This is a genomic window from Commensalibacter melissae (genome assembly GCF_003691365.1).
Lineage (GTDB): Bacteria > Pseudomonadota > Alphaproteobacteria > Acetobacterales > Acetobacteraceae > Commensalibacter > Commensalibacter melissae.
Window position 1 is genome coordinate 526,047 of record NZ_CP033087.1, and the last position, 24,983, is coordinate 551,029.

At 36.0% G+C, this 24,983-nt stretch carries 21 protein-coding genes and 1 riboswitch; of the genes, 16 read left to right on the forward strand and 5 right to left on the reverse strand.

Annotation, left to right across the window (positions count from 1 at the left end; genetic code table 11):
* The first annotated feature begins 2 nt into the window (after positions 1-2).
* The 12 genes from D9V35_RS02500 (at position 3) to D9V35_RS02555 (ending at position 17,330) form a co-directional block, all read left to right on the forward strand.
* A complete protein-coding gene (locus D9V35_RS02500) occupies positions 3-695 on the forward strand; it encodes a tRNA threonylcarbamoyladenosine biosynthesis protein TsaB (protein ID WP_122123228.1) in 693 nt (230 codons plus the stop codon).
* Between the two features lie 21 nt (positions 696-716).
* Positions 717-1,166 (forward strand): ribosomal protein S18-alanine N-acetyltransferase, encoded by a 450-nt coding sequence (rimI, locus tag D9V35_RS02505; RefSeq protein ID WP_122123230.1) that lies wholly within the window; start codon positions 717-719, stop codon positions 1,164-1,166.
* 175 nt (positions 1,167-1,341) lie between these two features.
* A complete protein-coding gene (locus D9V35_RS02510; protein ID WP_110438649.1) occupies positions 1,342-1,785 on the forward strand; it encodes a Fur family transcriptional regulator in 444 nt (147 codons plus the stop codon).
* Between the two features lie 59 nt (positions 1,786-1,844).
* Positions 1,845-2,693 carry a GNAT family N-acetyltransferase gene (locus D9V35_RS02515; protein ID WP_122123232.1) on the forward strand — a complete coding sequence of 283 codons (849 nt, stop codon included), beginning with the start codon at positions 1,845-1,847 and terminating at the stop codon, positions 2,691-2,693.
* 74 nt (positions 2,694-2,767) lie between these two features.
* On the forward strand, positions 2,768-4,339 hold the full coding sequence (gene lnt / locus D9V35_RS02520; protein ID WP_205910319.1) for an apolipoprotein N-acyltransferase: 1,572 nt from the start codon (positions 2,768-2,770) through the stop codon (positions 4,337-4,339).
* Positions 4,340-4,364: 25 nt separating this feature from the next.
* Positions 4,365-6,518, forward strand: a complete 2,154-nt coding sequence (locus D9V35_RS02525) for an FUSC family protein (protein ID WP_122123236.1) — start codon at positions 4,365-4,367, stop codon at positions 6,516-6,518.
* Positions 6,519-6,589: 71 nt separating this feature from the next.
* Entirely contained in the window at positions 6,590-8,500 is a 1,911-nt protein-coding gene (locus D9V35_RS02530) for a hypothetical protein (protein WP_122123238.1), read from the forward strand.
* 158 nt (positions 8,501-8,658) lie between these two features.
* Positions 8,659-10,776 (forward strand): FUSC family protein, encoded by a 2,118-nt coding sequence (locus D9V35_RS02535; RefSeq protein ID WP_122123240.1) that lies wholly within the window; start codon positions 8,659-8,661, stop codon positions 10,774-10,776.
* Between the two features lie 115 nt (positions 10,777-10,891).
* On the forward strand, positions 10,892-13,072 hold the full coding sequence (locus D9V35_RS02540; RefSeq protein WP_122123242.1) for an FUSC family protein: 2,181 nt from the start codon (positions 10,892-10,894) through the stop codon (positions 13,070-13,072).
* Positions 13,073-13,114: 42 nt separating this feature from the next.
* A riboswitch (TPP riboswitch) is annotated at positions 13,115-13,207 on the forward strand.
* Positions 13,199-15,610, forward strand: coding sequence for a TonB-dependent receptor (locus D9V35_RS02545; RefSeq protein WP_122123243.1), 2,412 nt, complete (start codon positions 13,199-13,201; stop codon positions 15,608-15,610). Its footprint overlaps the riboswitch before it by 9 nt.
* Positions 15,611-15,624: 14 nt before the next feature.
* Positions 15,625-16,551 carry an ABC transporter substrate-binding protein gene (locus D9V35_RS02550; RefSeq protein ID WP_240993394.1) on the forward strand — a complete coding sequence of 309 codons (927 nt, stop codon included), beginning with the start codon at positions 15,625-15,627 and terminating at the stop codon, positions 16,549-16,551.
* A gap of 113 nt (positions 16,552-16,664) precedes the next feature.
* Positions 16,665-17,330, forward strand: a complete 666-nt coding sequence (locus D9V35_RS02555) for a DUF805 domain-containing protein (RefSeq protein WP_122123244.1) — start codon at positions 16,665-16,667, stop codon at positions 17,328-17,330.
* A gap of 714 nt (positions 17,331-18,044) precedes the next feature.
* Here D9V35_RS02555 and D9V35_RS02560 read toward each other — a convergent pair.
* Both D9V35_RS02560 and D9V35_RS02565 read right to left on the reverse strand, forming a co-directional pair.
* Complete coding sequence (locus D9V35_RS02560) at positions 18,045-18,959, reverse strand: bifunctional enoyl-CoA hydratase/phosphate acetyltransferase (RefSeq protein ID WP_122123245.1); 915 nt, start codon at positions 18,957-18,959, stop codon at positions 18,045-18,047.
* A gap of 3 nt (positions 18,960-18,962) precedes the next feature.
* Positions 18,963-19,484 carry a DUF721 domain-containing protein gene (locus tag D9V35_RS02565; protein WP_122123246.1) on the reverse strand — a complete coding sequence of 174 codons (522 nt, stop codon included), beginning with the start codon at positions 19,482-19,484 and terminating at the stop codon, positions 18,963-18,965.
* Between the two features lie 3 nt (positions 19,485-19,487).
* Here D9V35_RS02565 and mutY point away from each other — a divergent pair, with 3 nt between their 5' ends.
* The 3 genes from mutY to D9V35_RS02580 all read left to right on the forward strand — a co-directional run bounded on the left by mutY (position 19,488) and on the right by D9V35_RS02580 (position 22,041).
* On the forward strand, positions 19,488-20,549 hold the full coding sequence (mutY, locus tag D9V35_RS02570) for an A/G-specific adenine glycosylase (protein ID WP_122123247.1): 1,062 nt from the start codon (positions 19,488-19,490) through the stop codon (positions 20,547-20,549).
* A gap of 25 nt (positions 20,550-20,574) precedes the next feature.
* Entirely contained in the window at positions 20,575-21,576 is a 1,002-nt protein-coding gene (hemH, locus tag D9V35_RS02575) for a ferrochelatase (protein ID WP_122123248.1), read from the forward strand.
* Positions 21,577-21,639: 63 nt separating this feature from the next.
* The gene (locus D9V35_RS02580) at positions 21,640-22,041 is read left to right on the forward strand and encodes a POTRA domain-containing protein (protein WP_122123249.1); all 402 of its coding nucleotides are present in this window, start codon (positions 21,640-21,642) and stop codon (positions 22,039-22,041) included.
* Between the two features lie 2 nt (positions 22,042-22,043).
* Here the strand turns inward: D9V35_RS02580 and D9V35_RS09315 are convergent, their stop codons facing one another.
* Positions 22,044-22,193 (reverse strand): hypothetical protein, encoded by a 150-nt coding sequence (locus D9V35_RS09315; RefSeq protein ID WP_155580137.1) that lies wholly within the window; start codon positions 22,191-22,193, stop codon positions 22,044-22,046.
* A gap of 56 nt (positions 22,194-22,249) precedes the next feature.
* On the opposite strand from D9V35_RS09315, the gene D9V35_RS02585 reads away from it, so the two are divergent.
* A complete protein-coding gene (locus D9V35_RS02585; RefSeq protein WP_110438663.1) occupies positions 22,250-22,573 on the forward strand; it encodes a DMT family transporter in 324 nt (107 codons plus the stop codon).
* A 59-nt stretch (positions 22,574-22,632) separates the two neighbouring features.
* On the opposite strand, the gene D9V35_RS02590 is transcribed toward D9V35_RS02585, so the two are convergent.
* Both D9V35_RS02590 and D9V35_RS02595 read right to left on the reverse strand, forming a co-directional pair.
* Positions 22,633-23,628 (reverse strand): aldo/keto reductase, encoded by a 996-nt coding sequence (locus D9V35_RS02590; protein ID WP_122123250.1) that lies wholly within the window; start codon positions 23,626-23,628, stop codon positions 22,633-22,635.
* Positions 23,629-23,826: 198 nt separating this feature from the next.
* Positions 23,827-24,909: an AI-2E family transporter gene (locus D9V35_RS02595; RefSeq protein WP_122123251.1), complete on the reverse strand. Its 1,083-nt coding sequence runs from the start codon at positions 24,907-24,909 to the stop codon at positions 23,827-23,829.
* Positions 24,910-24,983 lie beyond the last annotated feature (74 nt).

The window sequence follows — 24,983 nt, forward strand, 5'->3', positions numbered from 1 at the left end:
CTATGAAAAACGATAAAACAATTTTAGTCATTAATGGTGCCTCTGCATCTGAGCAGGCACCTAATTTTATTTCTGTTGTTGTTAAGGATCAAATATATAGGTTGGAATGTGAAAAAAAATCCTTTGAACGAGGTGCCCCAGAACGATTTCCAATCTATTTCAATGAATTTGTACGGAACGGTTATTTAGTCGCTAATAAGATTGATCTTATTTCTATTATTATTGGACCTGGATCTTTTACGGGATTGAGGGCTTCCATTGCATTCTCATTGGGATTGCAAACAGGGTTACATTGTCCGGTTGTCCCTTTACGCCGTGGTGAGGCAATTTTTCCATATATCGAAAAAGACTATTCTGGTAAATTAGTTTGGCATATGACCCTGGCCCGAAGAAATAGGGTATTTATTGAAACCAATCAAAAATCTGAAGTAAAAGCTTTCGATTTTGTTGATATACCATGGCCGGAAGAAGAAGTTATTTTGTCAGGTGAAGCGTTTCCAATTATAGAACCTCTTATTCCAACAAAAGTCAATTGGCGCAAATCCTCTATAAATGAGGCGGATGCCGTTATGATGGCCAAGATTGCGGATCATTATGATCAGGGTGATAAAGTTACGAATAAACTCTATCCTTTATATATAGATCCTCCCAAAGCGAGTTTACCTGCTGGTGGACTGCGAAAAGCACCAAAATAAAAATGCCGAGAGAATGAAGTGATGCCGATACAATTTATTACAGAGGAAAATGGTTTAGAATATCCATTGGCATTATTACATCAATCCGCTTTTCCAGAACATGAATATTGGAAACCTGAAGATTTCAAAACACTGATGGCTTTACCTACACATTCTGCATGTGTCTATATGGATAAAGAAAATGTAATGCTGGGTTTTCTATTTTACTCCAAAATTATTGATGAAGCGGAAATAGTTACTTTTGCTGTTTCCCCTTCCTTTCAGGGAAGAGGGATAGGCAAGGCCATTCTTGAGCAATTTATAAAAAAAATGAAAATGGAAAACATCAAATCAGTTTTTTTAGAAGTTGCTGAAGATAATAAAAAGGCATATCAGCTTTATTGTAATTATAATTTTGAAGTTCAAACAAAAAGGGTTGATTATTATGGTAAAAATAAGAATGCTTATCTTATGCTGAAGTCTTTGTCCTAGAACGACTCTTGGTAAATAGAGAAATATATCTTTTTTAATGATTTGAATTAAGTTATAAATAGTTTGAAGAAAGCTATCTTTTGAAGTTATAATTTTTGTTGAAAATTGACTTGGCAATTGTCCGTATTCCAGTTAGGGCGCATATAGGCTTCTTTGTAATAATTGAATGAATTGTATGACACGTGAAAAAATGAATAATTTATCTCATATAGAACGGTTATGTATTAAGAAAGGTCTGAAAATGACCGGGCAGCGACGTGTTATTGCCCATGTTCTTTCGCATGCCCATGATCATCCCGATGTTGAAGAGTTATATCGACGGGCCTCAAAATTGGATAATAATATCTCTGTAGCCACGGTCTATCGTACTGTTCGTTTGTTGGAAGAAAAGGGTATTCTGGAAAAACATGATTTTGGTGGGGGACGTGCCCGTTATGAAGTGACTGAACAGGGAACGCATTATCATTTAATCGATGTTGATACTGGGAAAGTGATTGAATTTGAAGATCCTGAGCATATCAAGATGATCGAGATCATGGCGAAAAAATTAGGGTTCGAACTGGTTCAGCATCGGTTGGAACTGTTTGGGCGCCGTATTAAGACAGAACAAGATTCGTAATTTTTACAAGATATATATATATAAATTATTTTGGTTTATGATTTATATAGAAAGAAAATATGCATAGGGAAAAGAGAAGCGGTTCTTTATCAACTTTAGAATTGAGAAGAGATAAATTTGTTGAATTACGTTCAGGTAGCCTAGGAGTCAGGTTGGCCGAGACAGAATCGGAAAAGGATGCAGCCCAAGCTTTACGTTATCGAGTGTTTTATGAAGAGATGGGAGCAATTCCTAACGAGAATATTCGTAATCTTAAAAGAGATTTTGATGAATATGATGAATTTTCAGATTATTTACTGGTAATTGACTATAATAAAATATCTGATCATGAGCGGGTCGTGGGAACCTATCGATTAATTCGAAAGGAAAATGCCGACAAGGCGGGTGGTTTTTACAGTCGTGCAGAATATGATCTTTCCGTATTACAGGAATATCCTGGCAATCTTTTGGAGGTTGGTCGCTCTTGTGTCCATCCGCAATATCGTAATCGATCCGCAATGCAGTTATTGTGGGAGGGAATTGCTGCCTATATTTTTTATTATCGAATAGATATCTTATTTGGTTGTGCCAGTTTCCCGGGAACAGACCCCGATCAATATGCTGAAATCTTAACCTTTCTTTATCAAACTCAATTGGCACCCCCAGCTTTGTTAGTCAAGGCTTTGCCAGAGCGTCGTGTGGAAATGTTGCGTGTCGATCCGCACCATTTGGATCATTTTCGTTGCCGATTGGAACTTCCTCCTTTAATTAAGGGTTATTTAAGACTGGGAGGATATGTTGGGGATGGTGCTGTTATCGATCAGCAATTTAATACCACGGATGTTGCAATAATTCTTAAAACTGAACTCATTGCAGATAAATACTATCGTCATTATGAACGTCGTTTGAGAGACGCATTGGAATTTTGAATTATTCATGAAGTTTGAAAATTTATAAACTATTTTATAAAGTTATTTCATATATTAAGAAAATGGATTTTCATTTGGATAAATGGCATGACTTAAAAGGATGGCAAGGAGCATTGTATCTCACAGGTTTGGGAGGAATATCTGCCTTGGCTTTTCCACCCACCTATTTTATATTTATTTTATTTTTTTCATTTCCGTTACTTCTGCATTCAATTGATCGTTCCAAAAATTGGAAATGTGCCCTGATGAAGGGTTACTGGTTTGGTTTTGGTTTGCATACAATCGGATTATCGTGGCTTGTAAATGCTATACTGATACGGGCACAGGACTTTTGGTGGCTTGTTCCAATTGTATCTCCATTATGTGCGATATTACTTGCATTATGGACCGGTTTGCCTACGCTTTTCTATTATTGGATAAAGCCTTCAAAAAAATTGAAAATTTTTGTTTTCGCTGGTTTATGGTCCGTTTGTGATATGTCCAGAGCGGTGATGTTGCCGCCTAATTGGTGGAATCCTGTTTTGACAGGTTTTCCATGGAATCCTTTGGCCAGTACCTGGGAGATCCCTGGCAGGATAGGGGATATTTTTATCCAGACCGTTTCCCTTATTGGGGTGGATGGATTGACATTGATAACGGTTATTCTCGTCTTGCTTCCATTATATGGAAAAAAAGGATGGGTGATTATCGCTGGAACTATTTGTGGTTTGGCTTTGTTTGGTTTTTACCGTTTGGCAGAAAAACCGCCTATTACAGATAATAATACACCCATTGTTGCCTTAATTCAGGGAAATATAGCTGAAGATGACAAAATAGCGAATACAGATCCTCGCCGAATTTTCCAGAAATACATGCAACTTACTTCGGATGCGGTTATTCAGGCGGTAACCTTGCGTCAAGAATTGGGGCAGTTTGAAAGACCTATCATTTATGCCTGGCCTGAAAGTTCTTTTCCGGGAGGTATTCAATATGATGACGCAGCCAGAAAAGTTATGATGCAAAATAATCCAGATGCCTCTTTCGGTATTATAGGAGCCATCACCCACCAAGAACCAAATGTTCTTTACAATAGTTTGGTAGTTTTAAGACAACCGGATGGAGCAATTGATCATGTATATAATAAAGTGAAATTAGTACCTTTTGGTGAATCCCAACCTTGGTATATTCCATTTCATGTTGTACCTGGACAGGTTTTAACACCAGGTGAGGGAAATGTCACATTGAATTTATCAAGAGTAAGTTCTTTTGCGCCATTAATATGTTATGAAGTTATTTTTTCGGGACAGATTCTTGATTATAAAAATAGACCAAAATGGATATTGAATTTAACAAATGATGCATGGTATGGAAATTCTGCCGGTCCTAGGCAACATCTTGCTGCGGCGAGATTGCGTGCCGTGGAGGAAGGAATTCCAGTTGTACGTGTAGCAAATACGGGAATATCAGCAGTTTATGATTCTTTTGGAAGAAAAATAAGCCAGATTGACTGGGGCGTCAAAGGAGTAGGGGCGGTTGCGTTACCAGGAGCTTTGTCCTTTACGTTGTTTTCGTTGGGACATCGTTTTATTCCTTTTTGTTTGTCACTTATTTGTATTTTTACAGGAGTAGCAGGCAAATTCCTCTCGAGGGGGGAAATAATTAACTAAAGGGCTAAAGAACAAGGTTGTATGGATGGAGAATGTTCGTTTAAAGTTGAATTGGTTTAAATTCAACGTTTTTTTACCAAATATACAATCTTTTAAATGGTTATACGCTCCTAAAAAAGAAGCCATTTTTTTCTCATTGCGAACAATCATTGCTTCTTTTCTTGCTTTGGCAATTTCCTTATGGATGGAAATGGACAGCCCCAAATGGGCTGTTATGACGGTATGGATTATTTCTCAAACCTCTCGGGGAGAGACGATAACCAAATCGAAATGGCGTATTGTGGGAACCATAGTCGGAGTTGTTGTTTCGGTTTTGATTGTTGCCGCATTCCCTCAACAACCATTTTTATTTGAAATATGTCTGGCTTGCTGGATAGGGGGCTGCTGTTTTTTTGCAAGCCTAATCCGTAGCTCCAGTTCCTATAGCGTTGTATTGGCAGGATATACCTGTACAATTATCGCTTTTACAGCAAGTTCTGATCCTGAAAATGTGTTTATGCTGGCAATGTCCAGGGGTACTTATATCATTTTAGCTGTATTGTGTCAGGATTTAGTTGAACGTATTTTTGCTTATAACCAGGAGAAACAGGCTCGATCTAATATTGAGAAGAATATGTTAATGGCCATAACAGGAGCCCTTAATGTTATCAAGGATGTTTTTAATGGTGATTATCAGGCTGTCTATCGGGTAAGGGAAACCTTTTCTGCTATTGCTGCAACAAGAAATACCCTAGAATTCAGAAAAGCTGAAATGACTGGTAATGATCATATGATTGACCATGTTCATGCCACTTTGTTTTCTGTAGTCATTGTTTTGACTAGATTGATGAATCTAGTGCTTTACATGCGGGAATTCAAAGAGGCAGGAAATGACTTCCATAGTATTTTTTCGCAAGTTCATACTTATGTTCAATCTCTGATTCAATTTATAAATAAGAATATGGATTTTAGAGCGCATATGCAAAAGCTTGCCGATCTTCGTTGGGAATGTCGACAGATTATTGCCAATCATATTTTTCATGATACGGCTTTAAACTGTTCAGATCGTGAATCTATTGAAAAAAAGTCTTTTCTACATCAAAGAATTTTATATCGGGCTTTAAGTGAATTATTGGGCGAGTTGGAAGTGGTTTTAAGGGAATACAGAATGGTTCACAATCCTCCCCTGCATGACCGTTTTACATTTAGAATGCCTCCACTTCTTAATTTCAGATTGGCCTGGTCGAATGGATTGCGTGTTTTTTTGGTGGTGATTTTGTGTTGTCTGATTTGGGAAGTTACTGCCTGGCCTAATTTTACAAATGCTCTCGGATTTTCCTGTATGATTTGTGGCCGCCTATGCCTTTTTGAAAATAGTTATAAATTTTCATTGGATTTTCTAAAAGGCACAGTTTTGGCCATGATTGTCAGTGGTATTATGAATGTTACTTTAATTGCGTCAGCAAATACGATTGAGTTGCTCTGTATCGCTTTTTTCATTCCAGCTTTTATCGGGGGATTGGCGATTTATAATTTGCCAACCCGTGGTATAGGGATGAGTTTCACAATCTTTTTATCATTGATGCTGGTTGTTGATAATCAGGATAAAATGAACGAACTGACTTTTTTCAATACGGCTTTTGCCACTGTGGCAGTGGCAGCGATTGCTATTTTTTCATTCCGATATATCGCACCATATTCACCAATTCAGGTGCGAAAATCAATTCGTCAAAGAATGATAAAAGATATTCATACCCTGCCAGTATTATTGACCATTCCTCCGGCAAGAAAATGGCTTGCGGTAACGACGGACTGGTTTGTTTCATTGATGAGGCAGTTTGACCCCGCTAAGGAGCTAACATTGATTAGACGGTATAATCAAGGTGCATTGGCGGTAATGGTTATCGGGATTAATATTATTGAAATGAGAAAAATGATCATTCATGACATTTTACCTGAGGATGTCAAAAATCAATTGCGTGTTGTTATTAGAAGAATAAGTCATTTTAAAGGAGGACATCATGTAAGGACTGTCTTGATCATTAAAAGTGCTATTCGACGTTTACAGTACAGGGAAAGTCATGAAAAGAACCTTGCACAAAGACTTGAAATCGGTACGGCAATTGCATGTTTAATACCAATACATTATGCATTGGAAAAAAATCTTACATTTTTCAATTTATCATACAGTGATAATTAATGTGCCCCTGTTATGATTAATAATTTTAATTATTGAATAGAATAAATAAAATTATTTGAATGGTATAATTTATGTTTATTGTTTCCAATCTTTTATTTTTAATGATTATTACCGTAATTTTACTGTTTTACAGTTATGTTGTCGGATATCCATTTGCCAGAAAAGTAAATAAATATGGATCTTTTGAATTATCTTTCCCTTTGGGTATCGCTATTTTGGGAATAACTGCATTATGGATCAATAATTTATTTAATATTGGAACATTTCAGGCCGCTATAATATTTTTATTTCCTCTGGGTCTGACGTTTTGGATCAATAAACCGAGTATTGAGTGTTATAAAAAAGGTTTTTCTGACAAACCGATTATTATTTTACCTCTGATTTTGTCATTTATAGCAGTATCAGGTGTTTTTATCAAAATAAATGGATCTGATGTTGGGATTTCTACACCCTTATTTGACCATATTAAAATAGCCTTGGTTAATTCAATTGTTAGGGATGGCTTTCCTATAATAAATCCTTTCTGTATTGATCCATCTGCAGGGGAATTGTTTCATTATTATTATCTTTTTTATTTATTGTCAGCAAATATTGTTGTATTTTTCCATTGTTCAGGTTTAAATGCCGATATTATTCTTGCTTTTATTTCTGCATTTATTTCTATATTTACTTGTTTCTATTTATTAAGTAAATTATTTTCGAAATCTATTAATAAAAAAAAAGGCCAATACTTATTCTGTTTTTTTTTATTTTCTGGTTCGATTGTTTCTTTTGTCGATTTATTGACTGGTTATAAACTTTTTAAAATTCTATCAAATGTTCATCCCCTAGAATCATGGATTGTTCAAGCCGCTTGGGTGCCACAACATCTTTTGGCTGCATCATGTTCAGTTTTGGCCTTATTTTTAATTGGCGTAAAAAATTTAAATAATAAAATAATTTTATTTTCAATTATTATTTTGGTTGGTGCCGGATTCAGCTTTTCGGTATGGGTTGGGGGGCTTACGTTTGCGGTAGTATCATTAATGATTTTTGTTGAACAAATAGTTGGGAAAAAAAATAAAAAAAATGTGTTAATTAACTGGTTATGGCTGGTTCTTGGATCTTTTATAATCATTTTACCGATTATGTATAATGTCATTACCGTCCCTGTAAGGGAATCCGGTTTTCCAATACGTATATTTATATATAATTCATCAGTTTATAAACAGTTTATAGATTTTATTTTCTTTTTTACTGGGGCAATGATTTTATGGTTTCCGGTAATAATAATTGGATTATATTGTTTGATATTTGAGATTTTATTAAAAAGAATAAAGATTGATCCATCTTTTAGGGTAATATTATTTATCTGTTTAGCGTCAATTTTTGTTTCTTTATTCATTCACAGTAGTATATATAATGACGATTTGGGTTGGCGTGCAATTTTATTATTTGTTTTGACAGGAACAACGATTGTCACTTTTTATGTCAATGAATATTGTTCCAGTTTCAAAAAAGCAATTTTTATATTCATTGCTCTAATTGGTATTATTGAACCATTAAATTTCAGTAAAATGTTGATATTCGGTGCGGATTATTATAGACCCAGACCAAGTTTAAAAGAATTAAACAAAATAACTCACCAAACCCATAAACAGGACAGATTACTAATTAATATTCATCAAAACGAGACTTTTGAACCATGGGGGGGCAATCTATTGCCACCTGTAATGGTTAACAGAAAATTTTGTTTTCAAAATATTAGCTATGTCAAAACTTTTGGGCCTAACTGGGGTGACAAGGTTGAATTGATGGATCATGCGATCAGACAGTTTTATAACGGTAAGGCCAATGATAAGGATCTGGCCTTGATTAAACAGTTTCAGTGTAATGCAATAATTGTTACACGTTATGATCCGGTTTGGAGCTATATGCCTTATACAGATTTAACCAGTGTTTATTCTGATAAAAATTTGAGAATTTATAATTTTAATCGGTGAGGGAATATTTTTAAAGTTAAATCATGATGTTTTTTTACTATTATAACAAAGTCAAGTAAATGTTATCATGGCGTTTATGAATATTTAATTGATGCTATTTGTTCTGATCTCTGATATATCCCTTTTCTAAAGCTGTATATTGAAGATCAGGCATTCAGATGCGTCTTAGCGATTTTACATTACCGTCATTTAGCTGGTTATTTGCCCCACAAAAAACAGCCTTGATATTTGCGCTTAGAACCATCATTGCCTCTTATATTGTATTGGTCATTGCTTTATGGATGGAATTGGATAGTCCGCGTTGGGCAATTATGGCCGTATGGATTGTAGCCCAGAATTCATCCCGTGGGGAAATCCTTTCCAAAGCTTATTGGATCATTACCGGAAATGTCATTGGTATTATCATGGCATTGGTTATTGCGGGCTGTTTTCCACAACAGCCTTTTATTTTTGAAATTTCAGTTGCCATTTGGGTGTCATTTTGTTGCTGGATTGGCAGTTGCACAAGAAATTTCAGGGCTCTGGGTATGGTGATGGCAGGATATAGTTGTGCCATTGTTTTATATGGTGCCGTTGATAATTTAAATAATGTTTTCATGCTCGCAATGGCACGGGGAAGTTATTTTATTTTGGGTATACTCGCAGAAAATTTTACCGCTCGCCTATTTGATCTCAATTTGCATCATCAGGCCCATAGAAAATTGACAGAGGATTTACAATTGTCAATTGAAGAGGCTGTTAAATCCATTATTAATATGATGAATGGAGATGATTGGGCGGTTCAACGATCAGATCAATTTTTGGCATCCGTTATTTCATTAAATAATAATATTGAGTTTCGTGAAAAGGAGATGCAGGGTACAGGTCATACAGGGGATCATGCCAGGGCTGTATTATCTTCAGTTTTGAGTTTGATTATCAAAGCTTCGGGTTTATCCATTTTAATGAAACAGACAGAAGGGAAAAATTTACAATTTTCAAGTATTTTACCCCTTACACAAATCTATTTGCAGGAACTGCTAAATCATCTTAAGTCGGGTGTTTCCATTGATGCATCTTTAAAAGCTTTGAATTCACTAAGATGGGAATGCCGACAACGTATTGCTGATAGTTTTTACCGTGTATTAAAAGAAAAAAAAATTTCGGATGATGAATATGCAGAAAAAACTTTAAATGATCGTATATTATATCAAGGTTTACGTGAAATTTTGGCAGAATTAGAAGTTACTCTGAAAGAATTTGCTAAAAGTCGAGATATGACCTTGAAAGACCACTTTCGTTTTATTGTCAAAAATAGTTATGATTTCAAAAGGGCTTGGAGAAATGCGATCAGGGCTTTTGTGGCAATAACATTTGGTTGTATTGCCTGGGAAATTACTGGTTGGAGCTACGGTCCGCTTTTTCTTGCATTTTTATGTATGGGATGTGCACGGTTCTGTATATTTGAGAATGCTTCGCTTGCCTGTAAGGGTTGGTTCAAGGGGGCGTGTTGGGCTATATTTGGTGGATTTATTTATAATTTTCTTTTCTTGCCTATTATTACGAATATAGAGGTTCTCTATTTTGTGCTTTTGATTCCGTTCATGATCGGGGGATTAGCAATGGCGGTGCCAAAATATGCTGCGATCGCTTCGGCATGCATGTTTTTTTTCTGTTATATGATTGGATTTACTAATGTTGGTAGAATGGATGAAGTAACCTTTTTTAATGATTCAATGGCTATTTTCATGAGTGGATTATTCGCCTTTACCGCATATCGGTTGGTTTTTCCTTACCAACCTCGTAAATTGAGGTTTCAGTTAAGACAGAAATTGCTACATGGTATGCATCATTTGGCGAATGCTATTGTTGTTCCATTACCTAGAGAGTGGATTAGTTATGTAATTGAAGCTTTTGTCGTGTTAATGCGTCAGCTTGATGAGGACCGAAATACGACACTGGTGCAAACCTATCGTCATGGAACGATGGCCGTGACATTGATTGGTGTCAATATCATTCGGTTGAGAGCGATGGCTGCCCATGACATCATGACGGAAGATATTAAAAATATTCTAAAAGTTGTTTTAAGACGTATTGCGAAATTTGATGGCCGTCATGCCAAATATGGTCCACATGCAAGAACTGTTGTGATTGCCCATCGTGCCATTTCTCGGTTTCGGGAAAGGGAAAGTCATGAAAAAAATCTGGCAATCCGTATAGAAATCAGTGCCGCTATTTCTTCCCTAATAATTATTTCATATGCCTTGGATAAAAACGGATCTTTCTTACGGTTGTAGCTATTGAACATTATCAAATTGCCAGTAATCCCTTTTCATTTTTCAAAAAAAAGAATAGTTTGGAAACTGTCATCATATTTATGTGATTAAAAAATAAAAAGGTTTTTGTGAGTAGGTGATCGGATCCGCCAATGTGCCGTGGTATAAAAAATATTCATGGTCCAGAAAAAATTTCTTAGAAAATTACCGTTGGATTTATGCCCCAGGCTGGTCAGCATTTATTTTTGCCCTTAGAACTACCATTGCTTCTTTTTTGGCATTGGCAATCGCTTTGTGGCTGGAATTGGATAGTCCAAAATGGGCTCCCATGACAGTTTGGGTTTGTGCAAGGAACACATCACGTGGGGAAACGATATCAAAGGCATATTGGCGTGGTGTTGGAACCGTTTTTGGAGCTATTGCCGCTGTTGTTTTTGTTGCGGTTTTTCCTCAACAGCCATGGTTATTTAACATTACAGTTTCTTCGTTTGTTGCCCTTTGTGTTTGGTGTGGAACATGCATGCAGAGTTTCAAGGCGTATGCCATGGTTTTATCAGGTTATACCTGTGCGATAATTGCCTTTAGTTCCATAAACGATCCACATGGAACATTTATGATGGCAATGGCCAGAACCACTTATATTCTTCTCGGGGTTTGGTGTGATAGTTTCGTGGGTCGTTTTTTTGATGTTAATATCGATAAAAATGCTCGAACCCAATTAAACAATAATCTTAAATTTGCAATCTGTGAAACGATTCAGTCTGTTGTCAATATGCTGTCAAAAGATGAAAAGATGGTTTTGCATTCACAGGAATTGCTGACTTCGGTTATAAGTTTTGATAATTCAATTGAATTCAGGCAGATTGAAATGAATGGTAATGATCATACAGGGGATCATGCACATGCGGCTTTATTTTCAGTGACAGCTGTTTTGGCGCGAAGTATGGGTCTATCCATACGAATGCAGCATTTCAAGAATGTAACAGCTGATTTTGCTAGTATCATTCCCAATGTTCAGGAATGTTTAAAAAGAATTTTAGATTCCATTGAAAATGATCATGATTTTAATTTGGACCAATCTTATTTGAATAAACTGAGATGGGAATGTCGACAGCATATTACAGATAGTTTTTACAAGAAAATTGATACTGAAACTCCCGATAAGGGGGCAAAACAGAGGGAAATTGTTTTTAACGACCGTATTCTTTTTCGTAAGTTAAGTGAATTACTGGGTGAGATAGAAGTTACTTTAGAGGAATATCATAAAAGCAGTCATCCTATTAAAAATGATCATTTTAAGTTTCATGTTTCTGCACCTTTAAATTTTGATCTGGCTTGGAAAAATGGTTTGCGAACTTTTGTCGCAATGATATCTGCCAGTTTGATGTGGTATATGACAGGCTGGAATATGGGGGGAACCATGGTCTCCCTGACTGGAATGGGATGTGCACGTTTCTGTTTGTTTGAAAATCCTGCACAAGTTACTTTTGGATGGTTTAAAGGTACATTTTGGGCATTATTGGCAGGAAGTATTTTGACGCTTTATCTCATTCCACCGTTGGGAAATTTCGAATCTCTTTGTATGGCACTTTTTATTCCTACAATGTTGGGTGGATTGGGAATTGCCAATTTGAAAACGCTTCCTGTATCCGCTTCCTATGCCGCATATTTACCCTATATGTTGCAGCTGGATAACCAGGTCAGGTTGAATGAATCAACATTTTTCAATAATTCCCTAGCTTTGCTAATGGGGATATTTTTCGCGATTGCTTCTTTCCGGATAATATATCCTTATAGTCCTCTTAAAACCCGTTTGCATTTACGGCAAATGCTATTGAAAAAAATGCATGCACTCGCTTCTGTATCTTTTTATAAAAGAAGTCCCCGGATATGGCTTTTTCAAACAGCCGCTTTGTTGGTTAATATGGTTCGACAGTTGAGTGGTGAGTCCAATACAAAATTGATTCATGCATATAGCCAGGGTACTGTGGCAGTGATGATGATCGGATTGAATATACTTCGTTTGCACTCCATGATCGATCATGATGTTGTGACTGAAGATATAAAGATTTTATTGAGAATTGTTTTAAGACGTATCTCCAAATATAGCGGTAAATATGGTCGGACAGTCGCGGTTTGTCATGCGGTTGTAAAAAGATTGAGAGAGCGTGAAAAAAGTGAAAAAAATCTCGCCCTTCGTATGGAGATTATTGCCGCCGTATCTTGTTTGACTGTCATTGCTGATTCCTTAGATAAAAACAAGGCTTTTCTGGATGTAACTCATCCTTTCCTGCTAAAAGAGGATAGTGTCATATAAAAAACTTGTAATTAATTAAAAAATTGATAAAAATCATTTTGTTATAAATCACCGGGGTGTCCGTTAGGGGCTGAGAATAAACCCGTAGAACCTGATCTGGGTCATGCCAGCGAAGGGAGGAACTTAATGCGATCAATTTTATTTGCTTTTGTACGTTATCTTTTACTGTTAATCCCTATTTTGGGGAGACTTCCCTCTATTCAGGCAAAAGATATTCATATCACTCAATCTCAACCAGAAACTCATTCGATAACGCGACAGGAAATGCAGTCTGATCCTGGTGAGCAGATTATAGTCAAGGGAACTTTTCGTGGTTATCCTTCTGCCAATGGATATATTGGTAAACAAGCTGGAGGGGGATTGATTAGACCAGAAGATTCCGTTCGATCCCTTAGTACCGTTTCTTCGGATTTTATTCATAAACAGGCACCCACGTCCAATGTTTATAATCTTATAAGTCTATTGCCAGGTGCAAATGTGTCGGGATCGGACCCTTTCGGACTTGCCACGCAAACGGACATGACGGTAAGGGGAATGACTTCTGATTCTATAGGATATGTTCTAGAGGGAATGCCCTTAAATGATGTGTCCGATGGCGGTGGCTATTTGAATCAGTTTGTTGATATGGAAAATCTTGAGTCGGTAGGTTTAAGTCAGGGAAGCCCCGATCTTGACAGTCCTGTTTTTAATGCAGCCGGTGGCATTGTCAACATCAAGTTTCGTGAACCATCTGATCATATGGGTGGAATGACCCAGTTTTCATATGGTTCTTATCATACGGGTAAGATTTTTGCCCGTATGGATATTGGAAAAATTGGCAAAACGGGTATTAAGGGTTTTATTTCCTATTCTTATACGGATGGGGACAATTGGCGTGGAGCCGGATATGACCATCGTCAACATGTTGATTTTAAATTTACCAAAGAATGGGGGAGTGACAATCGGGTTTCATTGCTTGGTAACTGGAACCGTTCTTTGATGAGCAGCTATTATACGCCCACTAAGCATGAATGGAAAATGAACGGGATAAAAAACGGTAATAATTATTCAGGCACATGGTATCATAATGGAATAGACAATAGTAATTACTGGAAATTATATCAGCAAACCTTTCAGCAAATTTATCTTGCAACTCCTGGACAATTCACGCTGACAGATAAATTGCAATTTACAGTAACTCCTTATTTTCAATATGGTTATGGAAATACGCCATATGGAGCTATGCTTTCCGATCATGGATTATGGCAGGGTACGCTTCCTGTGGAAGGGAGCATTTCCATTCCAGGGGCTGTTGACGGTCAGGGAATGGTTATGGGAGATTGGTTCCAGCGAACTTATCGTTCAGGTTTTACTCCAGAATTACATTTAAGATTAAAACATCATCATTTATACTTGGGATATTGGTATGATTATTCAGATAACTTGATAAATGAACCTTTTACGCCAGTTTCAGAAAATGGCAAACCATGGGACTTGTGGGGGGGGAAAGGCAAGACGATCCGTTTACCAGACGGTCAACCACTTTATGCAAGAGATACAAGTATAATTACGCAAGTAAATGCGGTATTTATCGGGGATCGCATGAATTTTCTTCATAACAAACTGCATATTGATGTGGGATTTAAGCAAGTTATGCTATCACAGGCTGGATATAATCGTATTCCAGGACCTCAATATCGTACCGGTAACAATGTTGCCAAACCATTGCCCAGAATTGGCATGGTTTATCAATTTACAAAAGAACACCAGCTTTTTGTCAGCGCAAGTACAAATTTTTCTGTTCCCCATCAATCAACGTTGTTTGATACCTATGATCCAAATTCTGGAACATTGACAAAGAAGGGGACAAATCATTTGAAAACAGAATATTCTATCGAGGAAGAGATTGGCTATCGCTATAATGGTCCACGATTGGTTGGTTCCGTTACATTTTTTAACTATAATTATACCAATCGCATGATCAAAACAGTTTTACGACAAAACAATGCCTGGATAGGATCTTCAATTAATGCGGGTGGACAGACCTCACGTGGAATAGATGCTGAATTAGGATTGAAACCCTGGCATCATTTTAGTCCCTATATATCAGGGGAGTATTTAAATGCAACCATGGATAATGATTTTAAAACACGTGAAGATTATTTGCCTACCAGGGGAAAAAAAGCGGTAAGAAGTCCATCCTGGCAGTTTGCAGTAGGGCTAACCTATGATGATGGACATTTTTTTGCCAATGGAAATATGAAAATGGTAGGCAAGCAATATGCCACCTTCATGAATGATGAAGCAATGGGTTCTTATGCAACTGGCAATCTTGCACTTGGATACCGTTTTGATTCTATTTCTTTTGCAAAATATCCAGAAATCAGGCTTAATTTTATAAATATAACTGATCAAAAACATCTGTCAGGAATAGGTACTCCAACATCGAATGCTCATAATGCGGTTGGAAAAAATGGGACTGTAATCAAGGGTTCATCACCTTATTATAACATTGGTGGAGGATTTGCCACAATGTTAACGCTAACGTCCGCTTTATGAAAGTCAGGATGATGATGAGAATTTCAAGAATATTTATCTTTTTTGCGATTTTGTGTTCCATTTCCCAGGTAAAGGCAGAGGATAAAGTCACCGTAATTTTGGACTGGTTTCTCAATGCAAGTCATGAATCTTTGCTGGCTGCTCAATATAGTGGAGCTTTCAAACGTTACAATCTCCAGGTTGAGATGATCTCACCCGCTGATCCTGGTACACCACCAAGATTGGTTGCTGCGGGACAGGCAGATATTGCGATTTCCTATCCTATTCAATTGGGTATGATGATTGACCATCATATTCCGTTAATACGAATTGGATCTCTTTTAAATCAGCCCTTAAATACATTGATTACCTCGCGGAATATCAAGAACTTACAGGATTTAAAAGGAAAAAAAATCGGTGTTTCCGTTGCCGGGGATGATCATACGATTTTGAAAACAATGTTGGAAAAGACAAACGTTCAGTTATCCGATGTACAGATCATCAACGTTAATTTTCAGCTAGAACAGGCATTAATGACTGGGGCAGTTGACGCAGTTATCGGTGCATCACGGAACTATGAAGTGATTGATCTTGAACAGAAGCATTATCAATTCAATATTTATAATCCAGAAGATTATGGTGTTCCAATTTATGATGAAATGATTTTTGTAACTCGTCCTGAACTTGTAAAAGATTCACGAATTATCCGTTTCATGCAGGCCTTAAAAGAGGGGAATGTATATTTGAAAAGCCATTCTCTAGAAGTGTTTAACAAGACAATTAAAGATCATCCTGAATTGAATACGCCCTTAAATAAAACCGCTTGGAATGTGACCCTAAATTTATTACCGACAGATCCAGTTATCTATGATAAAGCAAAATATCAACAATTTCTTGATTTTTTGTGGAATAAAAAGGTTATCAAGCATCCTGTACAAATTTCATCATTTACAGCTTATTGATAAATGGTAATAACCTTAATAATTTTTTAAATATATTGAAAGTAACATGGAAGTCAAATAATATCAAAATTATAATAAAATTTATTTAAGTTCGAAATTTTAGAAAGATTATTATGCAGGGTCAATTACTAAATTATATAGTGCAAGATAATAAAGGCTATATTGTTGGAGATAATGGTCAACGTTACCAATTTTCTGGAAATGAATGGAAGGAAAATCGTATTCCAACCAAAGGGGAGCGTCTAGATTTTGAGGTTGATGCCTTAGGACAAGCTAAATCAGTTTTCTTTGCTCTTGATAGTCAGAATGGTTCAAGTCATGAACAAAATAGTGATCAATTCGATCCAAACATGCATGAATTATATCAAACAGAGTCAACTTATAATATGTTTCAATGGTTCTGGAAATGCTTAAGAAATCTTTTTAATTTTTCTGGAAGGGCAAGAAGAAAAGAATATTGGTTTTATATGTTGATTTTGTTTTTATTAACTATTTTTATTAATGTTTTTGTACTTCTGGTTGTTGGTTTTATGGTTGGAAATCTTGATGACTATACAATGAGCATATTGACAAATATTACAAGTTCATTACTAGTCATTGTTTTTATAATTCCCTCATTCGCAGTAACCGTTCGACGTATGCATGATATAAATCATTCGGGTTGGTGGCTTCTAATAAGTTTTGTTCCCATTATTGGTTCAATATTATTTCTAATATGGATGTTGAAAAATACCAAATTTGAAAGAAACAAATGGGGATCACCTGCTAAATCCAGATAGATGATAATTTTATGAAATTCGTATAATCATTAAATTTGGTATAGAGTTTAAAATTCATATACTATTACGGTTAAAATCCGTAATAGTATAATTTAAAAAATCATATAGTGTTTAAAATAATTTTGCATAAAAATGATTTTAAACCAGAGGCAGACAACTTCACATTATTGCACTTCAGAAAATAAAGGCTCTTTGTGTAGAAGACAATGATCAATGTTACAAATTTCTGGGAAAAAAATGGTAAGAAAATTATTATCCAGCCAAAAGGGAAATGTCTTGATATTGGTATTGGCACTTTGGAACAAGCATATTTGTTTTCTTGTTCCTATTGAAAAATCCTAATAAATTTATGAATTATTAAGGTAGAAATAACCAAAAAAATTCGGTATTACATTTTATTTCAGGGTTTATTGTTAATCTTTATTTTGTAAGTATATTTTTTTAAGATTTTCATAAAAATTTTTAGGCGGTTTTGTGTTGAGAAATCTTGCTGTAAGTTTTTATCGCTTGTACTATATTAATTGTTCCGGAAAATGATTGTTGATTTGTCCGACTGATAAATGTTTTATTATCATTATTATTTGACATGCAAATGAATACATAATACCGGATTGATCAGTAAGGATCTTCTGCCTAAATTTTCTATACTTAAGATATATCTTGAATTAGGGATCATATTAGAAGGCAGTGATAAAACTGCCTTAGGAATTTTGATTAATGAGTTAAACTATGATGATAGGATAATTTTGCCATAGCACAGGAAACAAGACGACTATCCAAACTGCTGGCACGACTGGTTAAAATGATTGGGGCCTTCGCACCTAGTACTATTCCAGCACTGTCTGCCTGTCCAATGAATGATAGAGATTTGAAAAAAATGTTTCCTGCCTCTAGATTGGGAACAACCAGAATTTGGGCCTTTCCAGTTACGGGTGTATCAAGACCTTTCATTGCCGCTGCCTCAGGGCTGATGGCATTATCTAATGCAAGAGGTCCATCAAGAATACCATTAACAATTTGTTTTCGATCTGCCATTTTGCACAAGGCTGCGGCTTCAAGAGTAGAACTAATATCTGGATTTACCATTTCTACGGCTGAAAGAATTGCAACCTTGGGAACGCCATATCCTAAAGCATGATGCAGATCTATGGCATTTTGAATAATATGCATTTTAGTGACAAGATCCGGGGCAATATTAATGGCGGCATCTGTAATCATGTAAGGGGTATGCCAATTGGGACCATCCATTAGGAAAACATGGGTAATGCGTTTACCTGTTCTTAAACCGGTTTCTTTATTGATTACAGCTTTCAAGAGAATGTCCGTATGCAGACTGCCTTTCATCAATAAATGCGCTTTTTGCTCGCGAATTAATTTTACACTATGTGTGGCGGCCTCAAATTCTGAAGATGCCTCAATAATTTGATGGTTTTTCAGATCCAATCTATATTGTTCGGCGATAAGCTTAATTTGTTTTTTGGGACCAACAAAAATTGGGGTGAGTAAACCAAGTTTAAAGGCTTCAAGTCCTGATTCGATAGCGGTTGCTTCGCATGGATAACATACAGCACAATAAGGTGGGGATTTAACCTTTGCTTTTTCAATAATTTTTTGATGATGGTTATACATGGATCAATTTTTTCCTTTCTTTTTTATTTGTATGTGCCCCCCCAATCGTGACAGTGCGTTTTGCAGGGGACCAGGCGGTAGTATCGGAATTTCTACAGGTTCCACCAAAGATGAATGATTTATAGATTTTGTCAAAGGGTAAGTGTTGTGTCGTTGGTAAACAAATTTTAAACGAGCCACAATTTTCTGGCCAAAATAAAGATTGATTTTTTCAATAAGACGTTCAGAAAAATATTGAAGTTCGGTTGCTGTTGTATTAGAACATGCAATTGTTAACGTCCCGTTGGCTAGATGACGTGGAGATGTTCTATTGCCGTATATAGGGCCGATAATATCGACCCAATTAATGCTGATCTGGCTGTGGGCAAGGGATTTTTGGCGAAAAGCCTGTTTCGTAAGGCTATGAACAGTACCGCCAATTTGACTCATTGTAAAGGTGCGCCTGTCAGGATGTCGAGAATTCTGTTCTTTTGAAGTTTGTGATAAATTGCGTTTTTTTTGGTTTTGTTTGGGAATATTTGTCATTTTATGTCAAAACAGGGTTTTTGTGCGCAGTCATTATTAGAATGGTATGATCATAATCGGCGAGATCTTCCTTGGCGAGCAAAAAAAGATGAAAAACCAAATCCTTATTATGTGCTGTTAAGTGAAATTATGCTTCAGCAAACACAAGTTGCAACGGTTATTCCATATTTTTACCGTTTTATAGAACATTTTCCAACTATTAATATTCTGGCAGATGCAGATCGTGATACGGTCATGTCACTATGGACTGGACTGGGATATTATAGTCGAGCCAGGAATTTGCACCGTTGTGCTCAAGAAATTATGCGTAAAAATGGCGAGGTTCCTGATACGGTCAAGGAACTAAAGGCTTTATCAGGTGTTGGAAATTACACAGCGGCAGCGATAGCGTCAATTGCCTATAATGTTCCTGTAGTGCCAATTGATGGTAATGTCGAACGTCTGACAGCACGTTTATTTACTATCGACGCAGAGTTGCCAAAAGCAAAAAAATATCTTGATGAAAAAGCTGGTCATTTAAATGATGATCTTATAGCTAAACAAAGAGCCGGTGATTTTTCCCAAGCGTTATTTGATGTGGGAGCAACAGTTTGCAAACCAAAAAAACCTTCCTGTTTATCATGCCCTTTGTCTAGACAATGTTTGGGATATAAAAAGGGAATAGCTGAAACATTGCCAAGAAAGGTTGTAAAATCTTCAAGACCTGTAAGATATGGAATTGCTTTTTTTATTCAGGATCGGGAAGGCAGGATTTTATTTAGGAAACGTCCAGTAAAGGGGTTGCTGGGTGGAACCTTGGAATTGCCAGGCACTCAATGGGGTTTGAAGCCAATATCACTGGATAATGCAAAAGAAAGCGTTGGGGTGAAAGGATTATTTGAGGACAAAGGTTGCATTAAACATGTTTTTACACATTTTGTGCTTAAATTAAGGCTTTATAAAAGAATAGAAAAAATTGATTTATCGTTTAGAGATCGAGATGAGTTATGGTATAGTTTCGATGACATACAATTTCTTCCATTTTCTTCATTGATGAAAAAACTTGTTCAACTGGGCTTTGATTGATAGATAAATACAGGTGGTTTTAAATATGCAAACTGTCGTAAGCCCGAAAAAAATTGGGATTTTATTGGTTAATCTGGGAACACCGGAAGCAGCGTCTTATGGCGCAATACGACGTTATTTATCAGAGTTTCTCTCAGATCGACGTGTTATAGAAATGAATCCTTTGATTTGGCAACCTATTTTACAGGGGATCATTCTAACAGTTCGGCCATTCCGGATTGTAAAACCTTATCGAATGATTTGGGATAACCAAGAAAATAAAAGTCCATTAAGTGTGATTACAGAACGTCAAATTCAAAAATTGCAATCAAGGTTCAAGAACAAACCTGTATTAATTGATTGGGCAATGTCATATGGAAAACCATCCATTGAGCAAAAAATCAGTCATTTCTTAAAAAAACAATTTTATCATTTATTTCTCTTGCCCTTATACCCGCAATATAGTGCGACAACCACGGCAAGTGTCAATGATAAGCTATTTAGAATTTTGCAGAAATATCGTAAACAACCTGCAATACGCACGATGTTTTCGTTTGCGGATCATCCGGTTTATATTCAAGCTTTATATAAACAAATTGAAACGACCTTAAACTCATTATCCGAACAACCCGAACGTATAATTTTATCTTTTCATGGTCTGCCGCAAACCTATGTCGATAGAGGGGACCCCTATGAACAGGAATGTCAAAAGACCGCCACGGCATTGCGAAAAATGATGAATAAAGATGAGCGGTATATGCCGTTGGTTTATCAGTCTCGTTTTGGGCCCGGCAAGTGGCTAGAACCTAATATCACTGATGTTATTAAAAAACTTGTCACGGAAGGTGTAAGAAATATAGCGGTTATGGCGCCTGGTTTTATAACAGATTGTCTTGAGACAATTGAAGAAATCGGTCATCAATATAAAGCTTTATTTTTAAAAGAAGGAGGTAAAAAATTCATTTATATCCCCTGTCTAAACGATGGGGAAATAGGAATTGATATGCTTGAGGGCTTGATTAATGAAGAATTGCGGGGGTGGATTTAAATATCTGATTATTTTGATGAAATATTGAAATAAATGATTTTAGCTTAAGGAATGAGAAAGATTATGCAAAATATATATAGAATACGCAATAAATTTTATTATTTGTTTATTATAGGTTTCAGTTTTATTTTACCATCAACAAGTGTTTCGGCTTTGGTTGAGCATCAGAAAACATCTATAAAAACTATTTCTTCAATTGTATCTCACCCTGACAAATCAGATAACGACAATCCTGTTATAGATTCAATTTTATTAACCGGAAATAAAAAAATAAGTTCTGAAAAATTATTACATGTTATTCCACTTCATCAAAGAAGTAATGTAAATGAAACAAAAATAATGCAATCAATGTTTAAAATTGCGAAAGAATATAAAAAAGCAAATATAAAAGTAACAATAACCCCAATTATTGGTAAGGTTATTAATAATCATACATCTATTCAATTTGATATTCACGAAAAATAATATTAAAATTGATTGAATTCATTTGTATCTTGGGAAATTCGTTCTTCAATTGTTTTTTTGGTTTTTAATGTGGAGCCGATAATTTTCAAAATAAATAAAATCAACAGGCCAATGATAATGTCAATAATAATCATAGTGCCAAAAATACCCATAATCTTCCTCCTTTAAAAATTCTAATTTATTATATGTTGAAATGGTTTGATTGTTAATGCCTTATTTATATTTAACAATGGCTATCTGTATTGAAATTATTGCGACAAGCAGTTTAAAAGCATCAAATGGTTTTACAAATTTGGGATTTACGATTGTTTCCCTGATAGGATATGCCATATCATTTTATTCATTATCGATCGCATTAAGGATCATTCCTGTTGGAATAGCCTATGCAATTTGGTCTGGGGTGGGAACAGTAGGAATTTGCATGATTGGATGGGTGATTTACCAACAAAAATTAACTATGACTTCAATTATGGGAATATTATTTATAATTATAGGAGTTTTGATTATTAATTTAGGACAAAATTCTCATTAGGAATTAATTGGAAGCGTTGATTCCATTTAATGATTATAGAATAAACGCCTCAATTTATTTTATCGGCTTGGTGGAGCCATAAAAGAAGGTTCTATATTTTTCTTAATATGTTTGGCAAGAATTTCATCAAGTTTTTTATAGTCCTCTTTTGTCAATTGCCAGCCTAAAGCATCTTGAACACCATTTATCTGTTGGGGTTTTCTGGCTCCCCAAAGTGCAATATTACCTTTATAACGATCAATGACCCAGCGAACAGCCAAGGCTAGCAAACTTTTATTGTAGTTTTTTTGTGCATATTCTTCCAAATCTCTAGTCGCTGCCAAATAATGTTCGAAAAGGGGTGGTTGAAATTTAGGATCAGATTTTCTCAAATCATCCCCCGTGAATTTAGTGTCTTTGTTCATTTTTCCACTTAACAAGCCACGGCAAATTGAACCGTAACAAAGGGTGGCTAATTTATGTTTTTCTGCGCAAGGAAGAATATCATTCTCGATACTTCTTTCGAACATGTTATATGGAGGTTGAATAGCGGCCAAATCGGCATATTGGCTGAATTCTTCAATTTGTTTGGTTGAAAAATTGCTGACACCGATTGCTTTGATCTTGCCCTCTTTTCTCAATTTTTCCATAGCCTGTGCCGTTTCCTTAATTGGGGTTTTATCATCTGGCCAATGAATTTGATAAAGGTCAATATAATCTGTATTAAGTCTGCGTAAAGAATCCTCAATTTCTTTTTGAATACGTTTTGGGCTGGAATCTCTAAACATTTTACCAGAATTATCCCAATTTAATCCGACTTTAGTGGCCAATACAATATTATCTCTTTTCCCTTTTAAGGCTTTACCTACGACTTCTTCTGCATGGCCAAAACCGTAAACTGGCGCTGTATCAATCATATTGATACCATTGTCTAGTGCTGCATGAATGGTCTTGATAGCATTGTCGTCATCGGGTCCTCCCCATGATGATCCGCCGATTGCCCATGTTCCTAGAGCAATTCGAACGATTGTTTTATCAATATTGTGGATTTTGATTGTGTCGTGTTGATTAGTCATGATCCCTCCTTATAAGACTTAAATATTTATATCAATAGTAAGTTTATCATGATTTATATTTTTCGCGTAATTATTATTTAAATATTAGTAGTAAAGATATTAATATTTAATTCTTCATTAATCCATATAAATGAATATTTAGTAATAATAGTAGTAAATAAAATTTTTTATTTATGTTTCTACAGTTTTATTGCTGAATCATTCAATGGGGGGCAGTTCTTCATCTGATTTCAATTTCGGAGTACTGGCATCCATAATGGCTAGTATTGCAGCTGTCAGAGGTGAAGCAAGGATCAGTCCTGGCATGCCTAAAATTGTACCAAAAACAGTTTGAGATAAGATAGTGATAGCAGGAGGCATTTTTACAGTATGTTTTTGGATAAGAGGTGATAAGACATTTCCTTCTAAAAACTGGATGATACAATATAAGATTATGACTAATATACCTTCTTTATTCCCTTGAGAAAAACCAATCAAAACAGCAGGAACAGCCCCTATGATTGCTCCAATATAAGGGATAAAATTCGCCATGCCGGCAACAAAACCCAATGCAAGGGCCAGGGGTACCCCAATAATGCTTAAACCAATGAAAGAGCAAATCCCGACGACTAGCATGTCCAGAGATTGTCCAGCTGTCCAGGACCATAAGGCATGTCCGCCAACCATTAATAACTTACGGATTTTTGGACGTTGACGACCTGGGAAAAGACGGAGTAGGCCATTACCGTATAAATTTGGTGAGGCAGCAAAATATAAACCCGCTATGAATACAACAAATATGGTGCCAAGAACCCCAAATACAGATGTAATGAAACCGGTCATTGAACCTGCAATTCTAGAGCCAAGGGTAAAATGAGCATTACTATTATTAGAACCCCCGCCAATAGAATTGGGAAGATAATTCATAATCATGTCTCCCAAGGGATTATTATGCAAACGATCCCTGAAAGTCCCGACTTGAGTTCCAAGAGCATGTTTTAATTTGATAATTTGTTCATTAATCTGCGGTCCGCTGGTTAGGATGACTGCACTAATAATGCCAACAATTAAAATTAAAACTATGGTCAGAGCTAGCCAGTGGGGAAGATGTGTATGTTTGCGAACGATCGTTGCAAGTCCCTTCAGAATTATGGCGGTTAGTGTTGCCGCAAAAATAATCATCATCAAATCGCCAATAAGCCAGATTGCTATAACCCCTACGGTCAGCAAGATGACAATTTGAAGAAGGGAATAGAGCTGTTCCTGTTGGGTTGGTTGTTCTGAATTAGAATTAGGAGACATTTTATTATATATTTATAATATTATGAATATGATCCATCATGCGATGATTGTTGTGATAATTCAATAGTTAAATA

Bases quoted from the DNA above. Each gene is read 5' to 3' on its own strand.
- D9V35_RS02500 (WP_122123228.1), top strand. From the start codon at position 3: ATGAAAAACGATAAAACAATTTTAGTCATTAATGGTGCCTCTGCATCT.
- rimI (WP_122123230.1), top strand. From the start codon at position 717: ATGCCGATACAATTTATTACAGAGGAAAATGGTTTAGAATATCCATTG.
- D9V35_RS02510 (WP_110438649.1), top strand. From the start codon at position 1,342: ATGACACGTGAAAAAATGAATAATTTATCTCATATAGAACGGTTATGT.
- D9V35_RS02515 (WP_122123232.1), top strand. From the start codon at position 1,845: ATGCATAGGGAAAAGAGAAGCGGTTCTTTATCAACTTTAGAATTGAGA.
- D9V35_RS02525 (WP_122123236.1), top strand. From the start codon at position 4,365: ATGGAGAATGTTCGTTTAAAGTTGAATTGGTTTAAATTCAACGTTTTT.
- D9V35_RS02530 (WP_122123238.1), top strand. From the start codon at position 6,590: ATGTTTATTGTTTCCAATCTTTTATTTTTAATGATTATTACCGTAATT.
- D9V35_RS02535 (WP_122123240.1), top strand. From the start codon at position 8,659: ATGCGTCTTAGCGATTTTACATTACCGTCATTTAGCTGGTTATTTGCC.
- D9V35_RS02545 (WP_122123243.1), top strand. From the start codon at position 13,199: ATGCGATCAATTTTATTTGCTTTTGTACGTTATCTTTTACTGTTAATC.
- D9V35_RS02550 (WP_240993394.1), top strand. From the start codon at position 15,625: ATGAGAATTTCAAGAATATTTATCTTTTTTGCGATTTTGTGTTCCATT.
- D9V35_RS02555 (WP_122123244.1), top strand. From the start codon at position 16,665: ATGCAGGGTCAATTACTAAATTATATAGTGCAAGATAATAAAGGCTAT.
- D9V35_RS02560 (WP_122123245.1), bottom strand. From the start codon at position 18,959: ATGTATAACCATCATCAAAAAATTATTGAAAAAGCAAAGGTTAAATCC.
- D9V35_RS02565 (WP_122123246.1), bottom strand. From the start codon at position 19,484: ATGACAAATATTCCCAAACAAAACCAAAAAAAACGCAATTTATCACAA.
- mutY (WP_122123247.1), top strand. From the start codon at position 19,488: ATGTCAAAACAGGGTTTTTGTGCGCAGTCATTATTAGAATGGTATGAT.
- hemH (WP_122123248.1), top strand. From the start codon at position 20,575: ATGCAAACTGTCGTAAGCCCGAAAAAAATTGGGATTTTATTGGTTAAT.
- D9V35_RS02580 (WP_122123249.1), top strand. From the start codon at position 21,640: ATGCAAAATATATATAGAATACGCAATAAATTTTATTATTTGTTTATT.
- D9V35_RS09315 (WP_155580137.1), bottom strand. From the start codon at position 22,193: ATGGGTATTTTTGGCACTATGATTATTATTGACATTATCATTGGCCTG.
- D9V35_RS02585 (WP_110438663.1), top strand. From the start codon at position 22,250: ATGCCTTATTTATATTTAACAATGGCTATCTGTATTGAAATTATTGCG.
- D9V35_RS02590 (WP_122123250.1), bottom strand. From the start codon at position 23,628: ATGACTAATCAACACGACACAATCAAAATCCACAATATTGATAAAACA.
- D9V35_RS02595 (WP_122123251.1), bottom strand. From the start codon at position 24,909: ATGTCTCCTAATTCTAATTCAGAACAACCAACCCAACAGGAACAGCTC.